Origin of the sequence: Halorhabdus sp. CBA1104 (assembly GCF_009690625.1) — an archaeon.
Taxonomy (GTDB): Archaea; Halobacteriota; Halobacteria; order Halobacteriales; family Haloarculaceae; genus Halorhabdus.
Genome location: NZ_CP033878.1, coordinates 537324 through 555774, shown reverse-complemented (window position 1 = coordinate 555774; position 18451 = coordinate 537324). Strand labels below are relative to the sequence as shown.

Genomic DNA, 18451 nt, shown 5'->3' with positions numbered 1-18451 from the left:
TCGGTCAGACGTAGCCGAGGGCGCGTAATCGTTCCTGTGTGCGCCCGGAGTCCGTTTCGGCGGCGCTCGTCGTCGATGCGGTGATGTCACGCCGAGATTCGAAAGGCAACTCGACCCACGGAACGGCCGTCAGCTCCGGGTCGGGGATTCCTGGTGGGTGCCCGTACAGCCGGACTGGGAGTGGGGAAACGCGTTTTCCATAGAGGTTGCCGTGGTCGCTGGTGACAACTGACTTCCCATCGAGGGTATCGACTAATCGTTCGACGGCCGGCAACGCGACTTCTAGATTCTCCGCGTAGGCGTCCCTGACCAGTTCGATGTCAGCCTCGCCAGCGTCGAGTCGCTCCCAGACAGACGGATACGTACGGTTCCGATGCCCGTTCAGAAACGAGCCCTGTGAGTGTGAGTTCTCTCCTGTGGGCCCGATGAACGGAAAGTGGGGTTGCATGTAGTGAACTACTAGCCGCTTGTGCGGGAACCGATCGGCGAGTTCGAGTGCACGGTCAGTCACCTTCTCGGGCAAGACGGTCCGCTCACTTTCGTCCCAGTCGTCTTGCCAGACGTGCTCGACGTGGGCGAATTCACCCCCGAGCTGGGCTACCTGCGGGCTCGCAGTCACGTAGACCGTATCCGGATAGCTGTCGGCGAAGTTGCGGCGCAAGAAATCGCCGGTATGACTCGCGTTGGAGTGGACTCGTTTGGCCTCGCGTTCGAACGGGTTGTGCTCGTCGAAGATGTCGTAGCGACACGCGTCTAAGACGACCAGCGAATCCCAGTCCCGATCGACGAACGAGATTGCGTCGATCTCGTTACGGACGAACGGTCTCACAAAACGGGTTTTGGCCTCCCGTTTGAGGACACTCCAGGTAGAGAACTCTTCGGGGAACCACCGGACGAACGACATCAACGGCTCTGGGAGGGACAGCACAATGATCACTGATTCGTAATTTGGCACCCAGTGAAAAGCCTTCGTTGTTCGGTCGCAATTTTCTCAAGCGAGGACTATTTCGACCGGTACTGGCATGAAACAAAGTGCCCCGAGGCCAACGGTCACTGCAGCCAGTCCCCATCGCCAGGGGCCGATCGGCGCTTCGTCGAGGGGGGTTGCCGAGCCTGCCCGAACCATGACGAACGCGATCACGCCCCAGATCACCCACAGCACAACCGAGTGTGTGTAGTCCGTCAAGAAGTACAGGCCGGCGGCAAGCGAGAGGAGCAGCCCTGGAATAGCTGCCGCGACGGTCTCGTGGCGGTTACCGAGCGCGGCACGAAGGATATGGCCACCGTCGAGTTGGCCAACGGGGATCAGATTCAGGAACGTCACGAACATGCCGACCCAGCCACCGAAGACGACTGGGTTGACGGCTTTGGTCGGGTCGCTGGCATAGTCAGTCGGCTGCCCGACCAGATCAGCCAAGAGGTCCATCAGGAGTGGGTCGTTGAACCGGATGTAGCCGCCTCCCTCCCCGGTTGCCTGGGCAACTGATCCCGGGACGGTGATTGGATCCAGTTGTAATCCGATAACTGTCACGACGATCGTCGCGACCAGGCCGGCCAGCGGGCCGGCAATGCCGATGTCGAACAGTGCCTTGCGAGTTGGAATGCGCCCTCGCATTCGAATGATAGCACCCATCGTCCCGATCGGTGGCGGCACCGGGATGAAGTACGGCAGACTAGCATCGACGCTGTAGTACCGGCTGACGACGTAGTGGCCGAGTTCGTGGGTCGCAAGGACGCCAAGGACGGCCGCGGTAAAGGGCCAGGCCTCGACGATCGCCAGTGGATCGTTCGCCAGATCGATGTGATACCACCACGTGCCCGCGTACAGCGTCGTGACCACTGTGAGCACGAACATGATGACGTTCCCCCAGGGAATGCCATCGACACCGACCGATTTCGGCTCAGCGACGATAGCGTAGGGGGCTGGTGCACCCTGACGGTCGTTGCGTCGCTCGACAGTGATCTCGTAGCCACGACGGGCAAACAGCGGGGCGAGTTCCTCGCCGAGCTCTCGCGGAGAGACCAGGGGCTCGCCGATGTACCGGACCGTCTCCCCCTCGCGTTCGACTCGATAGGCATGGAAGGCTGACGCAAGGGCACCAACAGCAGGTGGATCGTCGGACGACTCCTCGGCAGACATCAATATGTGGATAAGGGATTTCGCACGTAAAACACCGACGCCCGACTGGGCCAAAACGGCACACGAGCACCGCCCGGCGGGAGGACCATGCGGGCGGTCGTGGTGGACAGACCAGACGTAGTTGTGGTGGACGTATCAGGCTGGTTCGACGCGCCAGGTGGTGGCGCTCGTGTACGACCACTTCTCGACGGAGAGGTCACTCGCCGACTCGCGCAATTTCACCATGAGTGCCCCGATCTCCTTTGGTGAGAGATTGACCTCGTCAGCGATGAACTTGCTCTTGAAGTACATCTCTCCGTCGGCGGCTTTCTGCTTGAGGAACGAGCGGAGTCGCTCTTCTTTGTTTGCTGTTGCGGTCTCGTCGCGTTCCCCGGAGGGCTGGGTTTCTGCGCTCATGTGAGTCACCTCACCCATCAGTATTGCATGGAGGGGTATATATAGGGGAGAAGCTTCGGGTTGGTTCGGGACGTTTTAGGCACCGACGTCGTGAACTGGTACCTTTTAGGACGTTTTTAGATCCGATAAGATTTTTCATAAGAGTGTCTTAGAGATTATTTCTTAGTAGTATATTGAGAATATATTCGCCATAAACCAGATGCAAACCGTCGAAATCACGGGTATACTACCACATTCGGCGTGAGAGAGTGACGCTCTGGGCCATCGAGTGGTCGGTTCACACGGGCCGTAGACGCACTGCTTGACAACCCTTAAGAGTGAATCGAAGCTACGGCGACCCAATGAAGATAGTCGTCTCGATCGGTGGGAGCGTACTTGCGCCCGATCTGAACGAAGCGCGCGTGGCCGAACACGCAGAGGCCTTGACCGAACTGGCAGCTGCTGGCCACGAGGTTGGCGCTGTCACTGGTGGCGGCAGCGTCGCCAGAGACTACATCGGGACAGCGCGGGCACTCGACGCCAACGAGATGGAACTCGATCATATCGGGATCGCCGCGACACGGCTAAACGCCAGGCTGTTGATCGCCGCACTGGGCGATCGAGCGGCCCCCGAACCGATCGAAAGCTACGAAGCTGGTCGTGAGGCCCTTCGACGGGGCGACCTGCCGGTATTGGGCGGCATGGTCGCCGGCCAGACGACTGACGCCGTGGGCGCGGCTTTCGCCGAGTACGTCAATGCCGATCTGCTCGTCTATGCGACGAGTGTGCCTGGCGTGTTCAGTGCCGATCCGGACGTCGATCCCGACGCCGCAAAGTTCGACGAACTGTCTGTCGGCAAGCTGGTCGATGTGATCGCCGATATCGAGATGAACGCCGGGAGCAACGCACCCGTCGATCTGCTGGCTGCCAAGCTCATCCAACGGTCCGGCATCAGGGCCATTGTCCTCGATGGCAGCGAGCCCCAGCGGATCGTCAACGCCGTCCTGGACGACGCCCACGAGGGGACAGAGATCGTTCCGGACCACGACGCCTAGTGTATGCAATGTACCGGAACGTAAACGCAGAACGCGATTGTCTATCGACGCCACCGAACCATGACTGAGCACGATCCATACACGACAATCGAAGAGAGCGACCGCGCGTTCTGGGGACAGGCCGTCGCAGACGCGATCGAAGCGCGTGAGCCGACAGAACCCATCGTGATCAAGGGCGGAGTCTCACCGTCAGGTGTCCCACACATCGGCCACCTCAACGAGATCGTCCGCGGGTACGTCGTCGCGGAAGTCCTGCGCGATCGTGGGCACGACGTTCGGCAGGTATTCACGAGTGACGACAAGGACCGACTACGGAAGCTGCCCCGGCGGCTCGCCGATCTCGACTGGAATATCGTCGAACTGGGAGACGTTGACGCGGGCGCGCTCGGGCGCAATCTGGGCAAACCCTATACGGCGATTCCAGACCCGTTCGGCTGTTGTGACTCCTACGGGGCACACTTCACGACCCTGCTAGCTCGCAGTGCGGAGCTGCTCGATATCCCGATCGAGGTCGTCTCGAATACCGATCTGTACGCAGACGGGACGTTCGAGGAGCTTACCAAACACGTTCTGGCCAACCAGCAAGCAGCCCGTGACGTGCTGGCCGACTACCAAGACAGCGTCGGGGAGGCTTACGTCCCGTTCCAGGCCGAGTGCCAGTCCTGTGGGATCCTCACGGACGGCATCACCGACGTCGATCCCGACGCCGGGACGGTCTCGTATACGTGCCAGGACGTTACTGTCGGTGACGAGACCATTGCGGGCTGTGGCCACGAAGGGACAGTCGGCATCCAAGACGGGAAACTCCCGTGGCGCTTCGAGTGGCCGGCCCAGTGGAGCGTCCTCAACGTCGACTTCGAGCCGTTCGGCAAGGATCACGCCGAGGGTCCTGGCCGTCGGGTGTCGACATCGCCCAGAACGTCCTTGACGTCGAGCCGCCGGTCGCAATGGTCTATGAGTGGTTCACGCTGAACGGCGATGCGCTGTCCTCCTCGGCTGGGAACGTCGTCACGGCCGCGGAAGTCCTGGACTTGCTCGAACCGGAAGTGTTCCGGTACTTTTTCTGTAAGGACCCACGCAAACAGCGTGACTTCAATATCGCCAACATCGATCAGCTCGTCGACGAATTCGACCGCCTCGAACGGGTGTACTTCGGCGAGATCGACGCCGACACCGACGAGCGCGAGCGGGCCACACAGGTCTACCCCATCGCCGTTGGGAACCCGCGTGAAGAACGCGTCCGGATTCCCTACACGTTCGCCGCCGTACTGGCCATGACCGACGACCCCGACCTCCGGGAAGAGATCGCCCGGCGCGAGGGCCACATTCCCGATGATGCGCCGGCGTGGGCTGTCGAAGACGCCCTCGATCGCGTCGAGAAGGCCCGGACGTGGGCGCGTCGGACGGACAACGCCTTCAACTACGATCTCAAACGCGAGGAACTCCCGGCCGTCGAGTTCGACACCGAGACGGCAGCCGCACTGGACGATCTCGCCGAGTTCGTCGCGGCAGGGCAAGACGGCGAGGCGATCCAGAGTCGGATCTACGAACTCGCCGACGAATACGACCTAGACGTCGGCGACTTCTTTTCGGCCGGCTATCGGTTGCTGTTCGACCTCGATGAAGGGCCAAAGCTCGGGCCGTTCCTCGCGGCGTTAGATCAGGAGTTCGTCGTCGGTCGGTTGCGCCGCGAGCGCTGAGCAGCGATCGCAACGCCTTTTTGAGGGGAATTGTTCTTCACTGATACGATGGTCGGGACGCTTACGCTGATACTGGTTGGGGTTCTCGCGTATTCGATTGGGGCGATGGCACTCCAGCAGTGGGGATATCTCCCTTCGTCTCTGCGCGTGTCGGGTCCCATCACGACACTGCATACCGAGCGTGGCAAGGCATTCCTCGACTGGCTGGCTCGCCACCGTCGCTTCTTTCGGGCCTGGGCCAACGTTGGCCTCGGATTCGGGCTGCTCGTGCTCGTGGGCATGTTCGGTACTGTCGTCCTCTCTGGGATCCTCGCCCTCCAGCAACCGTCGGCCAACCCGATCAGAGAACCGACCGATGCCCTCGTCATCCCGGGTGTCAACGACTTTCTACCACTGGCAGCCGCCCCCGAGATCATCTTCGGGCTTGCCCTCGGTCTGATCGTCCACGAGGGCGGTCACGGACTGTTGTGCCGAGTCGAAAACATCGATATCGAGTCGATGGGGCTGGCATTGTTCACCATCATTCCGATCGGTGCCTTCGTCGATCCGGACGAACAGGACCGCCAGGACGCCGACCGAGGCGCACAGATGCGGATGTTCGTCGCTGGCGTCACCAACAATTTCGCACTGGCAATCGTCGCGCTATTGCTGTTGTTCGGTCCCGTCGCCGGGTCGATTCAGGCCGTCGACGGTGTCGCGGTGGGTGGCGTCGCCGCGGGGTCGCCGGCTGATCAGACTGGAATCGAGCGCGGAGACGTCATCACGGGCCTCAACGAGACGACGATCACACTCCAGGAGAAAGGGACAGTCCCGCTCGAACGGTCAGTCGTCGTGACGCGGGCGGTCGTCGACGGGCCCTTCGACCTTGCGGCCAACGACACGATCGCCAGTGTCAACGGGACCGCGATCGAGACGCTCCAAGAGTTCCGGAAGGCCGTCGGGAACCGGACAGTAGCGACGCTCCGGACACCCGATGGCACCGAGACGACCGCTCCGGTCGGTGCATACGTGGGCACAGTCCTCGAAGGCGAACCCCTTGCAGGCGCCGGTGTGCCGGCTGGGAAACCAGCAGTAATTACGCGCGTCGATGGCGATCGGACGCGAGACAGAGCGGCCCTCCTCTCGGCGTTGAACGGCACGGCCCCCGGCGACGAGATCAAGGTCGAAGCATACGTCGAGGGCGATCGGTCGACGTATGCCGTTACGCTCGGCAAACATCCGGACGACGGCAGTGCGTTCCTCGGCGTCGCGAGGCTACAAGCCGGCTTTTCTGGCCTTGAGGTCGGGGACTTTGGCTTTGGTGTCCAGGAGTATCCCACCGAGCGGAACCTCGCAGTTCTGGGTGGAGAAGGGACTGGACTCTCGCTGTCGTTTGCCGAACAGTTCTTCTGGTTTTTGATGGTCCCGTTCATCTCGCTGCTCGATCCTAGTGCCTTTGGCTTTGCCGGCTTCCTGGGGCCGGTGACGAATTTCTATACGCTCTCTGGGCCGCTCGCGTTCCTGGGCGGGGGCGTGTTCACGCTGGCAAACGTCCTCTTTTGGACCGCCTGGATCAACGTCAACGTCGGCATGTTCAATCTGATTCCGCTGTTTCCGCTCGATGGTGGGCACCTGCTGCGAACAGGGACAGAAGCGATCGTCGCCCGGACGCGGTTGAACAAGCGCTGGGCGGTCCGAGCCGTGACGGTCTCGGTAGGGCTGGTGATGTTCGCCAGCCTCGTGGCGATGTTGTTCGCGGGGCAAGTGCTCGGGTAAGGTGGTGTTGTCGGGTACTGGTCGCGCATCTCACGGCAGGTGCCGAGTGGACACGGAGACGAGATGACGCAATTCTCTTGGCTGGTGAACCCGTCACACCGGTAGATGGTCGATACGCTCACGCTCGTCCTCGCTGGCGTTCTCGCCTACGTCGCTGGGATGGGTGCCCTTCGACGCCGCGGGTATCTGCCCTCGTATTTGCACGTCTCCGGGCCGATCACGACGATTCATACCGAGCGTGGAAAGGCACTGCTCGATCGCCTGGCGCGCCACCGCCGGTTCTTTCGAGCCTGGGCCAACGTCGGGATCGGCTTTGGCCTGCTGGTCCTCGTCGGCATGTTTCTGACGGTCGTGGTCTCCGGGATTATGAGTCTCCAGCAACCAGGGACGAACCCGATCCAAGAGCCCAAAAACGCGCTGGTGATCCCCGGATTCAACGATTTCCTCCCACTGGCAGCGGCCCCAGAGATCATCTTTGGGTTGGTCCTCGCGCTCGTCGTTCACGAGGGGGGCCACGGACTGTTGTGCCGAGTCGAAAACATCGATATCGAGTCGATGGGGCTGGCACTGTTCACCATCATTCCGATCGGTGCCTTCGTCGAACCCGACGAACAGGACCGCCAGGACGCCGATCGCGGTGCGCAAACGCGGATGTTCGCGGCGGGCGTCACCAACAATTTCGCACTGGCAATCGTCGCGCTATTGCTGTTGTTCGGTCCCGTCGCCGGGTCGATTCAGGCCGTCGGCGGCGTCGCTGTCGGTGGTGCGATTCCCGGTTCGCCGGCCGACACCGCGGGCCTCGGGCAAGGGACCGTCATCACCGACGTCGACGGCACTCCAGTCTCGAACAGGACTGCCCTCACGGAGACACTCGCTGAGACGGACGAACAAACGGTCACCGTGTCCGTCCACGACGGCCAGGCTGTCCAGATCGAACGTTCCGTCTTCGTCACGTCGGCCCTAAAGAGCGGGCCACTCGCCGTCGACAGCGGCGACCGGATCGCAGCCGTCAACGGGACAGCCGTCTCGACGGTCACTGAGCTGACAGCCGCACTCGAAAACCGGACGATAGCGACCCTACAGACCGAGAATGGGACCGAGACCACGGGACCGATCGGCGCGTACGTGAGTCGCGTCGCCCCGGGCAAGCCACTTGCACAGGCTGGCGCGCCAGCTGGCGGGTCGCTTGTCATCACACGCTTCGGTGGCGAACGGATCGTCTCCCAGACGGATCTCGCTACCGCCCTCGACCGGACGGTTCCCAACCAGTCGGTCCAGGTGCAAGCGTCCGTCCAGGGCCGCCTCAAGCCATTCACCGTCACGCTCGGGGAGAATCCGCGCGATGACAGTGGCTTTCTCGGCGTCACCGGCATCCAGCCGGGGATCAGCGGCGTTGCTATCGACGACTTCGGTATCCGAGAGTACCCCGCAGAAGCGTATTTGACGATTCTCGGCGGCAATGGCGGAGCAGACACGAATCTCCCCCTCGGCCGCCAGATCCTCTCGATCGTCACGCTGCCCTTTGCCACTGTCGCGAATGCGATCATTCCCTACAACTTCGCCGGCTTTCTGGGGCCAATAACGAACTTCTATACGATCTCCGGACCGCTCGCGTTCCTGGGTGGAGGCGTGTTCACGCTCGCGAATTTGCTCTTTTGGACCGCCTGGGTCAACGTCAACCTGGGTGTGTTCAACTTGATTCCACTGTTCCCACTGGACGGCGGTCACCTGTTGCGGGCAAGTGCGGAAGCGATCACCAGTCGGACGCCGTTTGCAAAGCGCTGGGTGGTCCGGACCGTGACGGTCTCGGTAGGGCTGGTGATGTTTGCCAGCCTCATGCTCATGCTGTTTGGGCCGCTCCTGCTCTCGTGAGTGGGTTTAAACCTTTCCCCGGGCTGCCAGACCGGAAGGTCAGGTTCGTGTACTAAGGGGACCCAGGACCGAGCGTGTATTGCCGGATCCCGGTTGACGCCATCGGCCCTCCAATCCGCCGGTTTACAGAACTTCCGTCGAGACTGCGACGGACTGCCCGTGCCCACTTTTCGATTGGCGTCCCAGGTTGTACCCAGCTTGGCCCGCTTTGTGGTCCACAGCCCCCCAGCTACTCGTCTAGACTGGACGGTGCCGACGCCGGCCGCAGCGGCCAAAGGGTGTGCCCAACCCAGGTGTCCGCCCTACGGACGTCGATACAGCGAGTAGGTGATCAACGCCAGGCCGGCAAACTGCGTAATTCGGGCCACGAGCAGGAGTGGCGTCTCGGCAGCAAGGGGCAAGAGCCGCCAGCGGATCAACAGCGTCCCGAACGCTGCAAGCGAATAGGAGACAGCCGTCAACAGTATCAACCCGAGCGAGAGGTAGCGCATCGACGGGCTGTCGTGGCGACGAAAGCCCCGATAGGCCTGATAGCCGATCACCAGGCCGAGAGCGGCCGACGCCAGCGGAATCGAGATCGTCGCCACCTCGACGGGAACGAGATCGATCATAGATCTTGCCACATCCTGGTGAATCGGTCCGCCGGGTCCGGCGCCGTGGGTTGGCGTCGTTGCAGGTCGATCCGGTAGTCGCCGTCTTCGAACGTGACGGTCACCGACTCCAGTTGTGAAATGTAGACGCTGTAGTGGTGACCGTCCGGATCGATCCGCGTCTGTTCGTCGAGCAGATCGTGGTCTTGCAGGCGGTCGACGCGCCGGTAAATTGTCGAATCCGAGGCGTCACACCGCTCGCTGAGCCGTTCGGCTGACATGGGTTGGGCACTCGTGGCTGCGAGGATCGCTCGAGCATAATCGTCCTCTAAAAGGGCGAGCAACTCTCCGTCGTCGCGGTCCTCGCTCACACTGGACTCTGACTGCCGTCGGCGGTTAAAACCCTCCCCTCGGCTGCAACCCTCGCAGTCGATCGGAAGGGGGCGGCTTTGTCGGGAGGGCAAGGTTCCTTACCAAGAGGCTCGAACCACCGAGTACCATGAGCAGACGAAAAGCGCCGCCCACGGCGGAAGGGTGGTACGTGCTACACGACTTCCGAACGATCGCGTGGGACGACTGGCGGGACGCACCCCAGCGAACGCGGGATGCAGCCCTCAAAGAGGGCCAAAAACACCTCGAAGACGCGGTTTCGGTGGCCGATGCCCAAGAAGGCACATCGGCACTCTACGGTGTCTTGGGCCAGGAAGCCGATCTCATGTTCGTCCACCTGCGACCGACGACCGCCGCTCTCGATCACCTAGAGCGGGCCTTCGAACAGACGACACTAGCCAGGTTTACCGAGCGAACAGACTCGTTTGTCTCGGTGACGGAAGCATCAGGGTACTCCGAGCGTGCCCGAGAGTTCTTCGACGGTGATCTCGACGAGAGTTCCGGCCTCGCGAAGTACATGCGCTCACGGATCGAGCCCGACATCCCAGACGCCGAGCACGTGAGCTTCTATCCGATGGACAAACGGCGTGAACCGGAGTACAACTGGTACGACCTGCCCTTCGAGGAACGGGCCGAACATATGGACGCCCACGGGGATATCGGTCGCGATTACGCCGGCAAGGTCACCCAGATGATCTCCAGTGCGATCGGCCTGGACGACTGGGAGTGGGGCGTGACGCTGTGGGCCGACGATCTCACCGACGTCAAGGATCTGCTCTACGAGATGCGTTTTGACCCGTCGAGTTCGAAGTACGCCGAGTTTGGCCCCTTCACGATCGGCCGTCGACTGGCCCCGGCAGACCTCGACGCGTATCTCGCTGGAGATGCGATCGCCCCTGAGACGGGTGAGACCGCTGAGGGGCAGGCTGCGCCGGCAACGCCGGCCGATGCCGTCGAGCACGACGGCGATACGTCGGGCCACCCACACGGTAAAGCGACCGACGACGGCCATCCCCACGCCGAGCAGGCCTCAGAGAGTGACGATCCCCACGCCGAACCGGAGGATGACGGTGACAGCGGGCATCCGGGGGGCGGCTCTCGACCGGATGTCTCGGACAGCGAGTATGCGACTGTCGACGACCTCGAACAGCGACTGTTCCAGCTTGGTATTCGTGAGGGAGCGGACTACGAGGGTGGCGAGTATGGCCTCCTGTTTTATTCGAATGTCGACGCCCAGGAGTTGGCTGAGGACGTCGCCGGGTTGCGGGAAAACTTCGATCACTACGACCGACACGTCGCCACAGTCGTACGAGCCTCGAGCGGGCGTTCGGCGGTCGCGTCGCTGTGGACGGCCGAAGACGCCGCCGAGACCGCTGCTGGCTTCCTGGGTGATCTGCCGGGAATCGACGAACGATACGGCGGGGTACTCGACTCTCACGAGGCGTCGTCTGCCCAGGACAGTACCACAGACGACGGGACCGACACCGCCAGTGAGGCTATCAGGCGTGAGCTCGCCGAGCACGACGTCTACGCCGGCCAGCCCCACGGCGAAGACGTCTACGCACTGGTCGTCTATTCGACGGCCGGTATCGAGTCACTAATGAGCGACGTCGCCGAGCTCCGGGAGACGTTCCGGGCCGACGACGCTCACATCGAGACAGCGGTCTACGAGACCGGACCCGGCGAGGTTGCGGCCGTCGACGATACCGAGCCGACAGCGGTCGTGAGCCGCTGGGAAACCGAATCAGCAGCCCAAGCGGCCGGAGACGCCCTCGCTGACCTACCGGAAGTCGTCGGCCGGGCCGGTGAAGGCGAAGGGTTCGGGACGATGGGGATGTTCTACACCGTCAAATCGGAGTACCGCGAGGAATTCCTCGAGACCTTCGAGACTGTCGGTGAAACGCTCGGGACGATGGACGGCCACTACGGCACCGCACTACTGGTCAACCACGAAAACGAGAACGACATGTTCATCGCTTCGAATTGGGCCAGCCGCGAGGACGCGATGGCGTTTTTCCGCTCCGAAGACTTCCGTGATACCGTCGAATGGGGCCGTGAGGTACTCGCTGATCGACCACGGCACGTCTTCCTGGCCTGAAGCCGTTTTCCCCCGCCCGAGAGCTATCTCTCGGAGTGGACGATCGCCTCGCTCGGGATCGAAACACAGCTTCAAGCCTTCGCCGAGCCTACCACAGGCGATGGCAGACCACAAAACTGACGAGGAGCCACCAGCGAGCGAGGAAAACGTCCCGACCGTGAGTTGCGATCGTTGCGGACGCGAGTGGGACCTCGGCTACGAACTCGAAGCGATGGCCGTTGGCAACCAAGCGATCGAGCAGTTCGCGCTCGATCATCAGCGACACACCGGGCACTTCCCGGATGGACTGGCTGTCTGGCAGGCAGACTGTCGGCACTGTCCCGAATCAGTACAGCGCTTAGAAGAACGTGGCGCCCGTCGGTGGGCAGCAACGCACGCCCGCCACACGAATCACGACGTCACGCTCGTCGGTGACGATGGCCACGAAACGATCGTCCACGCACCAGAATGACGAGACGGGAGTTATTCGGGATCGTCGTCTTCAGTCGTCGTCTCTTCGAGGTCTTTCTCGCCGAAGTAAATTTCGGCGCCGTCCTGGGCGACTTTTTCAGCCAGGACAGCACACTTGACGCGCATCGGCGAGATATCGACGCCGAGCATATCGATGACGTCGTCACGATCCAGCGCCTCTAAGTCCTCGATCGACATGCCTTCGAGTCGCTCCGAGAGCATCGACGCCGACGCCTGGGAGATCGCACAGCCATCTCCCTGGAAGGCGACGGCGTCGATAGTCTCTTCGTCGTCGTCGAGGACGACATCCATCTCGATAGTGTCGCCACACATCGGATTCTCGCCGACGTGGGTGAACGTCGCGTCCTCGATCTCGCCGTAATTGCGTGGGTTCTTGTAGTGATCGAGGATCTGCTGTCGATACATATCGCTGCCGCCGATGCCCATTGGTAGGAAACGATTAGCGATACCGGCGGAAAAACGTTCCGCGGCAAATCCTCTCATGTGAACGGCCCCTCCAGCCTCGCGAAATGAATTTCATCAGTAATATTATGGTCCCCCGTACAGTGTATCCGGTCGTTGGTTGCAACGAGGGGCACGTAAATGTTCGATAGCATACAGGAGTTGCCGGACACGGCGCTAGGAAACGTTGCCGGGGCTGGCTCGGTGAGCGATCCGATAGACGGATTGCTGAGAGAACACGAGCAGCCACGGACTGTCTTGGTGGGCGAGAGCGTCGAGTACACGACGGGAGAACGGACGACGACGGTAGAGCCCGACGGTGAGTACCACACCTATCTGATTGCAACCGACGAACGCGTGTTGGTCGTACTTGGAGAACAGCCCTCCGAGTGCGAGATCGAGTTCGAGTTACCATCGATATCGCGAGCAGCGGTCAATAGCGGGTTACTGAACACGACGCTCGTCGTCGAGCAGGGAGACCAATCGATACGGGTCTCGCCCACACACGGCGATGCACAAGCGGTCGCAGAGTACATTACGGTGATGGCAGAGGCCTACACCGATGTCGAAGACGCCATCGCGTCGGCCAAGGAGATGACCGAAGAACTCGAAACGAAGGTCCGAGAGGGCGGCAAGATTGGCTATCTTCGCCTCCAAGTCCAGTCAGAACTATCCGACGCACGCCAGTCGGTCACACGGGAGGCAGTACAGACTGACCGACTGCTCGAACGAGTCGAAACCACCGAGACGGAACTCAACCGACGGTACGCCGACGCCTGGATCGACCGCGTTCGCGACACAGTTGGACAAGCCGAGACCGCACTCGACCAAGGCGAGTATGCGGCATTTTGCGAGGCTTACGTCGAGGCGACGGATGGGGTGGCTTCACTGCAGGACGTACTCGCTGATCTCGATTCCCCGTCCGAAGAAGTGACCAGCGAAGCGGCCGAGATGGACCACAAACTCGAGGAATTCGCCGAGAGGTACGTCGAATCGACCCGCGAGGCACACGAGAACGCAACAGAGAGTGACGACCCCGCAGTGACTGCCAATTGCTGGCTCGAAACCTACCGGCGTGTGCGGGCCGCCCGCGACGCCGGCTGGGCGACAGCAGTCGATTCGTGTGCGCTGCCACTCTCGGAGATCGAACCGATCGCCGAGGCGACAGTCGATGCCTTAGAGCATCACGCCGATACGCTCCAGAAAGCCGGTGAGCAGGAACTCGAGACGGATGCCGCCGAAGCTCGGCGCTACTTCGAGCAGGGAGTTACGCGTATGCGCCAGGCCCACGAGATCGTCGACACACAGCCAGTCGGAGACAGTGCAGCGATCGATCAGCGGCTCACGGAACTCAAAGAGAAAGTCGAAGTCACCGAGTGGGAGTGGGGAACGGATTGATCACTTCCAGTGACTGAACTGTTTGGTCGGTGGCAGCGGCCGCCACCGGGCAGTGTAAGGCCTCTCAGTGGGCCGCCAGGTAGGCCGAATCAGAAGCCACATGGCCGAGATGCGACAGTGAGGTCGTTGGCCGTCGCGTCACTGAGTCGTCGCGTCGTCGGTTCTTGCCCGCTGCTGTGGGTCGTGCCTCTCCAGGGCGGCTGTGTCCCGAGAAACAAAGCGTTGGGCCTGCGATGCCTGCGTGCTGGCGTGAGTACGTCTCGTGAGCGAGACGGCGTTGGAAGTGCATACTGCTGGCGAGACTGGACACACCTAGCGGTGCCACAAAACGTCAGCCGGCGGCGAGGGCCACGCAGCTAGCTGTTTCACACAGCAACCGCCGAAAGGCGCACTATTAATATCCCACGTCTGCACAGCTTGGGGTACGAAGTGATGATTCCCAAGAGACCATGTTCGAGAGAGTAAACGACCTGTCGGGATCGTTGATCGGTGGGAACGACAGTGAAGCCGAGTTGGACGCCGGCCCCTTCGCTGCATTGCTCGACAATGGAGAACGTCCCGAGCACGTCCTGGCCAGCGATAGCGTCGAGCACACGACTGAAGGCCGAACGACAACCGTCGAGCCGGAGGGGGACCACGATGCCTACCTCGTCGTGACCGACGAGCGACTGCTGGTCGTCCTGGGCGACCAACCCGAGGTCGTCGAGATCGCCTTCGACTTCGAATCGGTGACGACGTGTAAGCTGAAGAGCGGGTTTCTGAACACCAAACTCGTCGTCGGGCACGAGACGGAATCGATTCACTTCGCCCCGACCGACGGCGATCCCGATCGAGTTACGGACTACATCCAGAACGTCGCCGACGTATACCGATCTGTCGACCGGTCGATTGGGGCAGCCAGAGACGTAATCGACACACTGGAATCGAAGATCGAGGGGGAGACCGGGCAGCAACGCGGTACCGCCACGCAGAACCTCCGACTCCGTGCACGATCGCAACTCTCGGATGCGCGCCATCAGGTCAGCAGCCTCACTGACACGCATCCGCTCGGCGACGAGGGCGACGACGTTCTAGCCGAGAAACTCGAAGAGCGCATCGAGTCGGTCGCCCGAGAGTGCGATCGCCGATACGTTGCCGTCTGGCTGGACCGCGGCGAGACTGACATCGAGCGGGCTGAAGACGCGCTAGCTGGCGAGGAGTTCGAACCGTTCTGTGGGGCGTATACGACAGCTGTCAGAGCGCTTTCGAGGCTCCGAGAGGCGATCGACGACGTCGAGGCAACGCCAGACAACGCCGGCGAGCGGATCGACTCGCTGGCCGATCGCGTCGAGGGGCTGGACGAACAGTACGTCTCGGCGACCACGAAGACGTTCGAAGTCGCCCGGGAAGCTGATCGATCCGACGTCGCTGCGACACGCTGGCTCGAGGCGTATCGCCGGATCAACGCCGCCAGTGAGGCCGGCTGGAACCGGATCGACGGCATCGCGACCCTCGACGTGGCTGTCGACCTCTCGTCGATCGCGGCGTCGACGCTCGAGGCGCTGGAGACCCACGCCGAGCAACTCGAAACGACGGGCGAGCAACGCGAAGACGAAGACGCCGAGGACGCCAGAGAGCAGTACGAGCGAGCGGTCGATCGGCTACGAGACGCCCAGTCCGTCGCCGAGACGGCATCGTCGATCGACGCCGACGACTACGAGAAGCAGATCGACGCGATCAACGAAAAGATCGACCGGACCAAGTGGGAGTGGGGCGGCGACTAAGGGCTATTTCGGCCTCGCCTCGGATCGGCGAAATGCGGTCACAGGCCGCGTCTGCTCACCCAAACAGTTCGCGGGCGTCGTCCATGGCATCGATCAGTACGTCGATTTCTTCCCGCGTGTTGTAGATGTAAAACGAGGCTCGGGCCGTCGCGGCGACGCCGAGTTTGTCGTGTAGGGGTTGGGTACAGTGATCGCCCGCCCGGATGGCGACCGCGTAGTCGTTGAGGATCGACGAGAGGTCGTGGGCGTGGACCGAACCCAGGTTGAACGAGACTAACCCACCACGCTCTTGGCCCGCAGGCGGACCGAACGTCTCGATATCGTCGAATTCGTCGAGACGTTCGAGGGCATACTGGGCGAGTTCGTTCTCGTGGCGGGCGACCGTCTCCATACCGATCTCGTCGAGATAGTCGACAGCTTCCGCCAGTGCGATCCCCTGGGCGATTTTCGGGGTCCCGGCTTCGAACTTCCAGGGCAACTCGTTCCAGGTGGCATCATCGAAGGTGACCTTCGTGATCATGTCGCCGCCGTAGTTGAACGGCTCCATGTCTTCGAGAATCTGTTTCTTACCGTAGAGGCAACCAATCCCGGTCGGCCCGGCCATTTTGTGGCCGGAAAAGGCATAGAAGTCGGCGTCGATGGCCTCGACGTCGACTGGCCGGTTGGGGGCGGCCTGTGCCCCGTCGACGAAGAGCAACGCGTCCTCGGCGTGAGCGAGGTCGGCGAGGTCCGCGACGGGGTTGATCGTCCCGAGCGTGTTCGAGACGTGCAGGACCGACACCATCTTCGTATCGGAGCCAATCAGCTCTTTGGCGTGGTCCATGTCGAGATGGCCGTCATCGGTCACCCGAATGTACCGGACCGTCGCGCCAGTCTTCTTTGCGATCTGTTGCCAGGTGACCAACGAGGCGTGGTGTTCCATCTCCGTGAGAACCACTTCGTCACCGGGACCGAGTTCGTTCAGCCCCCAGGCGTAGGCCACGAGGTTCTCCGATTCGGTGGTGTTGCCCGTGAAGATCAACTCTTGGCGGCCGCCACTCGCGCCGACGAATTCGGCGACGCGGTCGTGGGCCTCCTCGTAGGCTACCGATGCCTCCTGGCTGAGGTGATGGAGTCCGCGGTGGACGTTGGCGTTGTAGCGCTCGTAGTACTCGACAATGGCGTCGACGACCGGTTCGGGTGTGTGGGTCGTCGCTGCGTTGTCGAGATAAACCAACGGCGTGCCATCGAACTCCCGTTCCAAGATCGGAAAGTCCTCACGGATAGCCTCGACGTCGAAGTCCCCTGCTTCACGTACCGTCATCAGGCAATACTCGGGGGCCGAGACTCAACTTTCCTTCGGTCGGCCTAGAAACGGTGGCGAGTGCAAAACGGGGGACGACTGTGCTACTCGTAGAGGTGTTGATGGGTCGCGAACGCGTAGATCGCGAAGACGCCCAGGATGACGAGGCCGAACGTGAGCAGGTATGCCCGCACGTTCGGCGGGATGACTGGTGCGTTTTGCACGGATTCGACGGCAGCTTCCGATATCGCGTTGACGGTTTCGCCGTCGGCGTTGGTACCGACGACCATCGGGTTCATGTTCCCTGCGATTATTTCGAGCAGGCCAATACCGACGGTCCCGAGCAAGAAGAGTCCGCCGCCGAGGCCCATTGCGATCTGATCTGCCAGCGTCATGTTGTCTGTGTTAGTTGCCATAGTGTGTCACCTCCTTAACCGAGCAAGTATCGAAGCCACGGGTTGTTCTGGACGAACGCCATCTTCTCGACGTAGGCGTCCAGCCCCCAGACGCGACCAGCACCGAGCACGATCATTGCCACGAAGAGCAACAATCCCATCAGATCACTGGTCACGATACTGTGGCCCCAGCCGTTGTTGATCGTCACGAAGAACAGCATCAGGAACACGCCGAAGAACGACGCGAGCCTGACGAGTAGCCCGACTAACACGCCGAGCCCGATGAGCGTCTCCCCGACGGGGATCATGAAGTTCGCGAACTCGAGTCCGATCCCGCTTGCGAACGGACTCACGATCGGTTCCATGATCGTATAGTCGGCCGCGAACTTCAGATACCCTTCCGCGCTGAACCCATCGATGATCTTCGTGATGCCAGCGTGGAAGAACCAGTAACCCACGACGGCGCGTAGGAGGAACGTGAAATACGCCAACCACCGTCCATCTATCTCGTACGATACGTCTGTCCCGAACAGGGTCGTATCCACCTCGGTGTTTGCCATTCGTGTCTACCTCACGTACAGATGTTCACCAGTTCCGTATATTAATGGAGTCCGTGATTTTCACGTTCTGGGAACTATCCCAGGAGCAGTATTTGGACGGAAACATTATTTGGAGTTCCAAAAGCTCGCTTATTTGTACACGTTCACGGACCTACGGTCGGATCGT

16 protein-coding genes and 1 pseudogene are annotated in these 18451 nt (G+C 61.5%); 8 read left to right on the top strand and 9 right to left on the bottom strand.

The annotated features are described in order from the left end of the window. Nucleotides 1-4: 4 nt before the first annotated feature. The 3 genes from Hrd1104_RS02950 to Hrd1104_RS02940 all read right to left on the bottom strand — a co-directional run bounded on the left by Hrd1104_RS02950 (nucleotide 5) and on the right by Hrd1104_RS02940 (nucleotide 2536). Nucleotides 5-937: an LTA synthase family protein gene (locus tag Hrd1104_RS02950; protein ID WP_229770519.1), complete on the bottom strand. Its 933-nt coding sequence runs from the start codon at nucleotides 935-937 to the stop codon at nucleotides 5-7. 54 nt (nucleotides 938-991) lie between these two features. Continuing rightward, nucleotides 992-2140, bottom strand: coding sequence for a site-2 protease family protein (locus Hrd1104_RS02945; protein ID WP_154551348.1), 1149 nt, complete (start codon nucleotides 2138-2140; stop codon nucleotides 992-994). A 135-nt stretch (nucleotides 2141-2275) separates the two neighbouring features. Further along, nucleotides 2276-2536, bottom strand: coding sequence for a hypothetical protein (locus Hrd1104_RS02940; protein WP_154551347.1), 261 nt, complete (start codon nucleotides 2534-2536; stop codon nucleotides 2276-2278). A 341-nt stretch (nucleotides 2537-2877) separates the two neighbouring features. Between Hrd1104_RS02940 and pyrH the strand changes: the two genes are divergently transcribed. The 4 genes and pseudogenes from pyrH (at nucleotide 2878) to Hrd1104_RS02920 (ending at nucleotide 8897) form a co-directional block, all read left to right on the top strand. Further along, on the top strand, nucleotides 2878-3570 hold the full coding sequence (pyrH, locus tag Hrd1104_RS02935; RefSeq protein WP_154551346.1) for a UMP kinase: 693 nt from the start codon (nucleotides 2878-2880) through the stop codon (nucleotides 3568-3570). Between the two features lie 60 nt (nucleotides 3571-3630). After that, nucleotides 3631-5270: pseudogene (gene lysS / locus Hrd1104_RS02930) on the top strand (lysine--tRNA ligase). 48 nt (nucleotides 5271-5318) lie between these two features. After that, on the top strand, nucleotides 5319-7025 hold the full coding sequence (locus tag Hrd1104_RS02925) for a site-2 protease family protein (RefSeq protein ID WP_154551345.1): 1707 nt from the start codon (nucleotides 5319-5321) through the stop codon (nucleotides 7023-7025). Between the two features lie 105 nt (nucleotides 7026-7130). Further along, nucleotides 7131-8897: a site-2 protease family protein gene (locus tag Hrd1104_RS02920; protein ID WP_154551344.1), complete on the top strand. Its 1767-nt coding sequence runs from the start codon at nucleotides 7131-7133 to the stop codon at nucleotides 8895-8897. 302 nt (nucleotides 8898-9199) lie between these two features. On the opposite strand, the gene Hrd1104_RS02915 is transcribed toward Hrd1104_RS02920, so the two are convergent. Continuing rightward, nucleotides 9200-9508 carry a hypothetical protein gene (locus tag Hrd1104_RS02915; RefSeq protein ID WP_154551343.1) on the bottom strand — a complete coding sequence of 103 codons (309 nt, stop codon included), beginning with the start codon at nucleotides 9506-9508 and terminating at the stop codon, nucleotides 9200-9202. Further along, nucleotides 9505-9858, bottom strand: coding sequence for a helix-turn-helix domain-containing protein (locus Hrd1104_RS02910; protein WP_154551342.1), 354 nt, complete (start codon nucleotides 9856-9858; stop codon nucleotides 9505-9507). The genes Hrd1104_RS02915 and Hrd1104_RS02910 overlap by 4 nt, the downstream gene beginning before the upstream one ends. A 128-nt stretch (nucleotides 9859-9986) precedes the next feature. On the opposite strand from Hrd1104_RS02910, the gene Hrd1104_RS02905 reads away from it, so the two are divergent. Both Hrd1104_RS02905 and Hrd1104_RS02900 read left to right on the top strand, forming a co-directional pair. Next, a complete protein-coding gene (locus Hrd1104_RS02905; RefSeq protein ID WP_154551341.1) occupies nucleotides 9987-11975 on the top strand; it encodes a heme-binding protein in 1989 nt (662 codons plus the stop codon). A 100-nt stretch (nucleotides 11976-12075) separates the two neighbouring features. Then, nucleotides 12076-12426, top strand: a complete 351-nt coding sequence (locus Hrd1104_RS02900) for a hypothetical protein (protein ID WP_154551340.1) — start codon at nucleotides 12076-12078, stop codon at nucleotides 12424-12426. A gap of 11 nt (nucleotides 12427-12437) precedes the next feature. On the opposite strand, the gene sufU is transcribed toward Hrd1104_RS02900, so the two are convergent. Beyond that, on the bottom strand, nucleotides 12438-12872 hold the full coding sequence (gene sufU, locus Hrd1104_RS02895) for a Fe-S cluster assembly sulfur transfer protein SufU (RefSeq protein ID WP_154551339.1): 435 nt from the start codon (nucleotides 12870-12872) through the stop codon (nucleotides 12438-12440). Between the two features lie 156 nt (nucleotides 12873-13028). On the opposite strand from sufU, the gene Hrd1104_RS02890 reads away from it, so the two are divergent. Together Hrd1104_RS02890 and Hrd1104_RS02885 are read left to right on the top strand one after the other, a co-directional pair. Then, nucleotides 13029-14285, top strand: coding sequence for a hypothetical protein (locus Hrd1104_RS02890; RefSeq protein ID WP_154551338.1), 1257 nt, complete (start codon nucleotides 13029-13031; stop codon nucleotides 14283-14285). A 449-nt stretch (nucleotides 14286-14734) separates the two neighbouring features. Further along, on the top strand, nucleotides 14735-16048 hold the full coding sequence (locus Hrd1104_RS02885) for a PH domain-containing protein (protein WP_154551337.1): 1314 nt from the start codon (nucleotides 14735-14737) through the stop codon (nucleotides 16046-16048). 55 nt (nucleotides 16049-16103) lie between these two features. Here the strand turns inward: Hrd1104_RS02885 and Hrd1104_RS02880 are convergent, their stop codons facing one another. The 3 genes from Hrd1104_RS02880 to Hrd1104_RS02870 form a co-directional block, all read right to left on the bottom strand. Then, nucleotides 16104-17351 carry a cysteine desulfurase gene (locus tag Hrd1104_RS02880; protein WP_154551336.1) on the bottom strand — a complete coding sequence of 416 codons (1248 nt, stop codon included), beginning with the start codon at nucleotides 17349-17351 and terminating at the stop codon, nucleotides 16104-16106. An 83-nt stretch (nucleotides 17352-17434) separates the two neighbouring features. Beyond that, entirely contained in the window at nucleotides 17435-17746 is a 312-nt protein-coding gene (locus tag Hrd1104_RS02875) for a hypothetical protein (RefSeq protein ID WP_154551335.1), read from the bottom strand. A 14-nt stretch (nucleotides 17747-17760) separates the two neighbouring features. Continuing rightward, on the bottom strand, nucleotides 17761-18285 hold the full coding sequence (locus Hrd1104_RS02870; protein ID WP_154551334.1) for a DoxX family membrane protein: 525 nt from the start codon (nucleotides 18283-18285) through the stop codon (nucleotides 17761-17763). Between the last annotated feature and the right edge of the window lie 166 nt (nucleotides 18286-18451).

Coding starts and splice junctions, on each gene's coding strand:
- Hrd1104_RS02945 (WP_154551348.1), bottom strand. CDS start 2,140: ATGTCTGCCGAGGAGTCGTCCGACGATCCACCTGCTGTTGGTGCCCTT.
- Hrd1104_RS02940 (WP_154551347.1), bottom strand. CDS start 2,536: ATGAGCGCAGAAACCCAGCCCTCCGGGGAACGCGACGAGACCGCAACA.
- pyrH (WP_154551346.1), top strand. CDS start 2,878: ATGAAGATAGTCGTCTCGATCGGTGGGAGCGTACTTGCGCCCGATCTG.
- Hrd1104_RS02925 (WP_154551345.1), top strand. CDS start 5,319: ATGGTCGGGACGCTTACGCTGATACTGGTTGGGGTTCTCGCGTATTCG.
- Hrd1104_RS02920 (WP_154551344.1), top strand. CDS start 7,131: ATGGTCGATACGCTCACGCTCGTCCTCGCTGGCGTTCTCGCCTACGTC.
- Hrd1104_RS02915 (WP_154551343.1), bottom strand. CDS start 9,508: ATGATCGATCTCGTTCCCGTCGAGGTGGCGACGATCTCGATTCCGCTG.
- Hrd1104_RS02905 (WP_154551341.1), top strand. CDS start 9,987: ATGAGCAGACGAAAAGCGCCGCCCACGGCGGAAGGGTGGTACGTGCTA.
- Hrd1104_RS02900 (WP_154551340.1), top strand. CDS start 12,076: ATGGCAGACCACAAAACTGACGAGGAGCCACCAGCGAGCGAGGAAAAC.
- sufU (WP_154551339.1), bottom strand. CDS start 12,872: ATGGGCATCGGCGGCAGCGATATGTATCGACAGCAGATCCTCGATCAC.
- Hrd1104_RS02890 (WP_154551338.1), top strand. CDS start 13,029: ATGTTCGATAGCATACAGGAGTTGCCGGACACGGCGCTAGGAAACGTT.
- Hrd1104_RS02885 (WP_154551337.1), top strand. CDS start 14,735: ATGTTCGAGAGAGTAAACGACCTGTCGGGATCGTTGATCGGTGGGAAC.
- Hrd1104_RS02880 (WP_154551336.1), bottom strand. CDS start 17,351: ATGACGGTACGTGAAGCAGGGGACTTCGACGTCGAGGCTATCCGTGAG.
- Hrd1104_RS02875 (WP_154551335.1), bottom strand. CDS start 17,746: ATGGCAACTAACACAGACAACATGACGCTGGCAGATCAGATCGCAATG.
- Hrd1104_RS02870 (WP_154551334.1), bottom strand. CDS start 18,285: ATGGCAAACACCGAGGTGGATACGACCCTGTTCGGGACAGACGTATCG.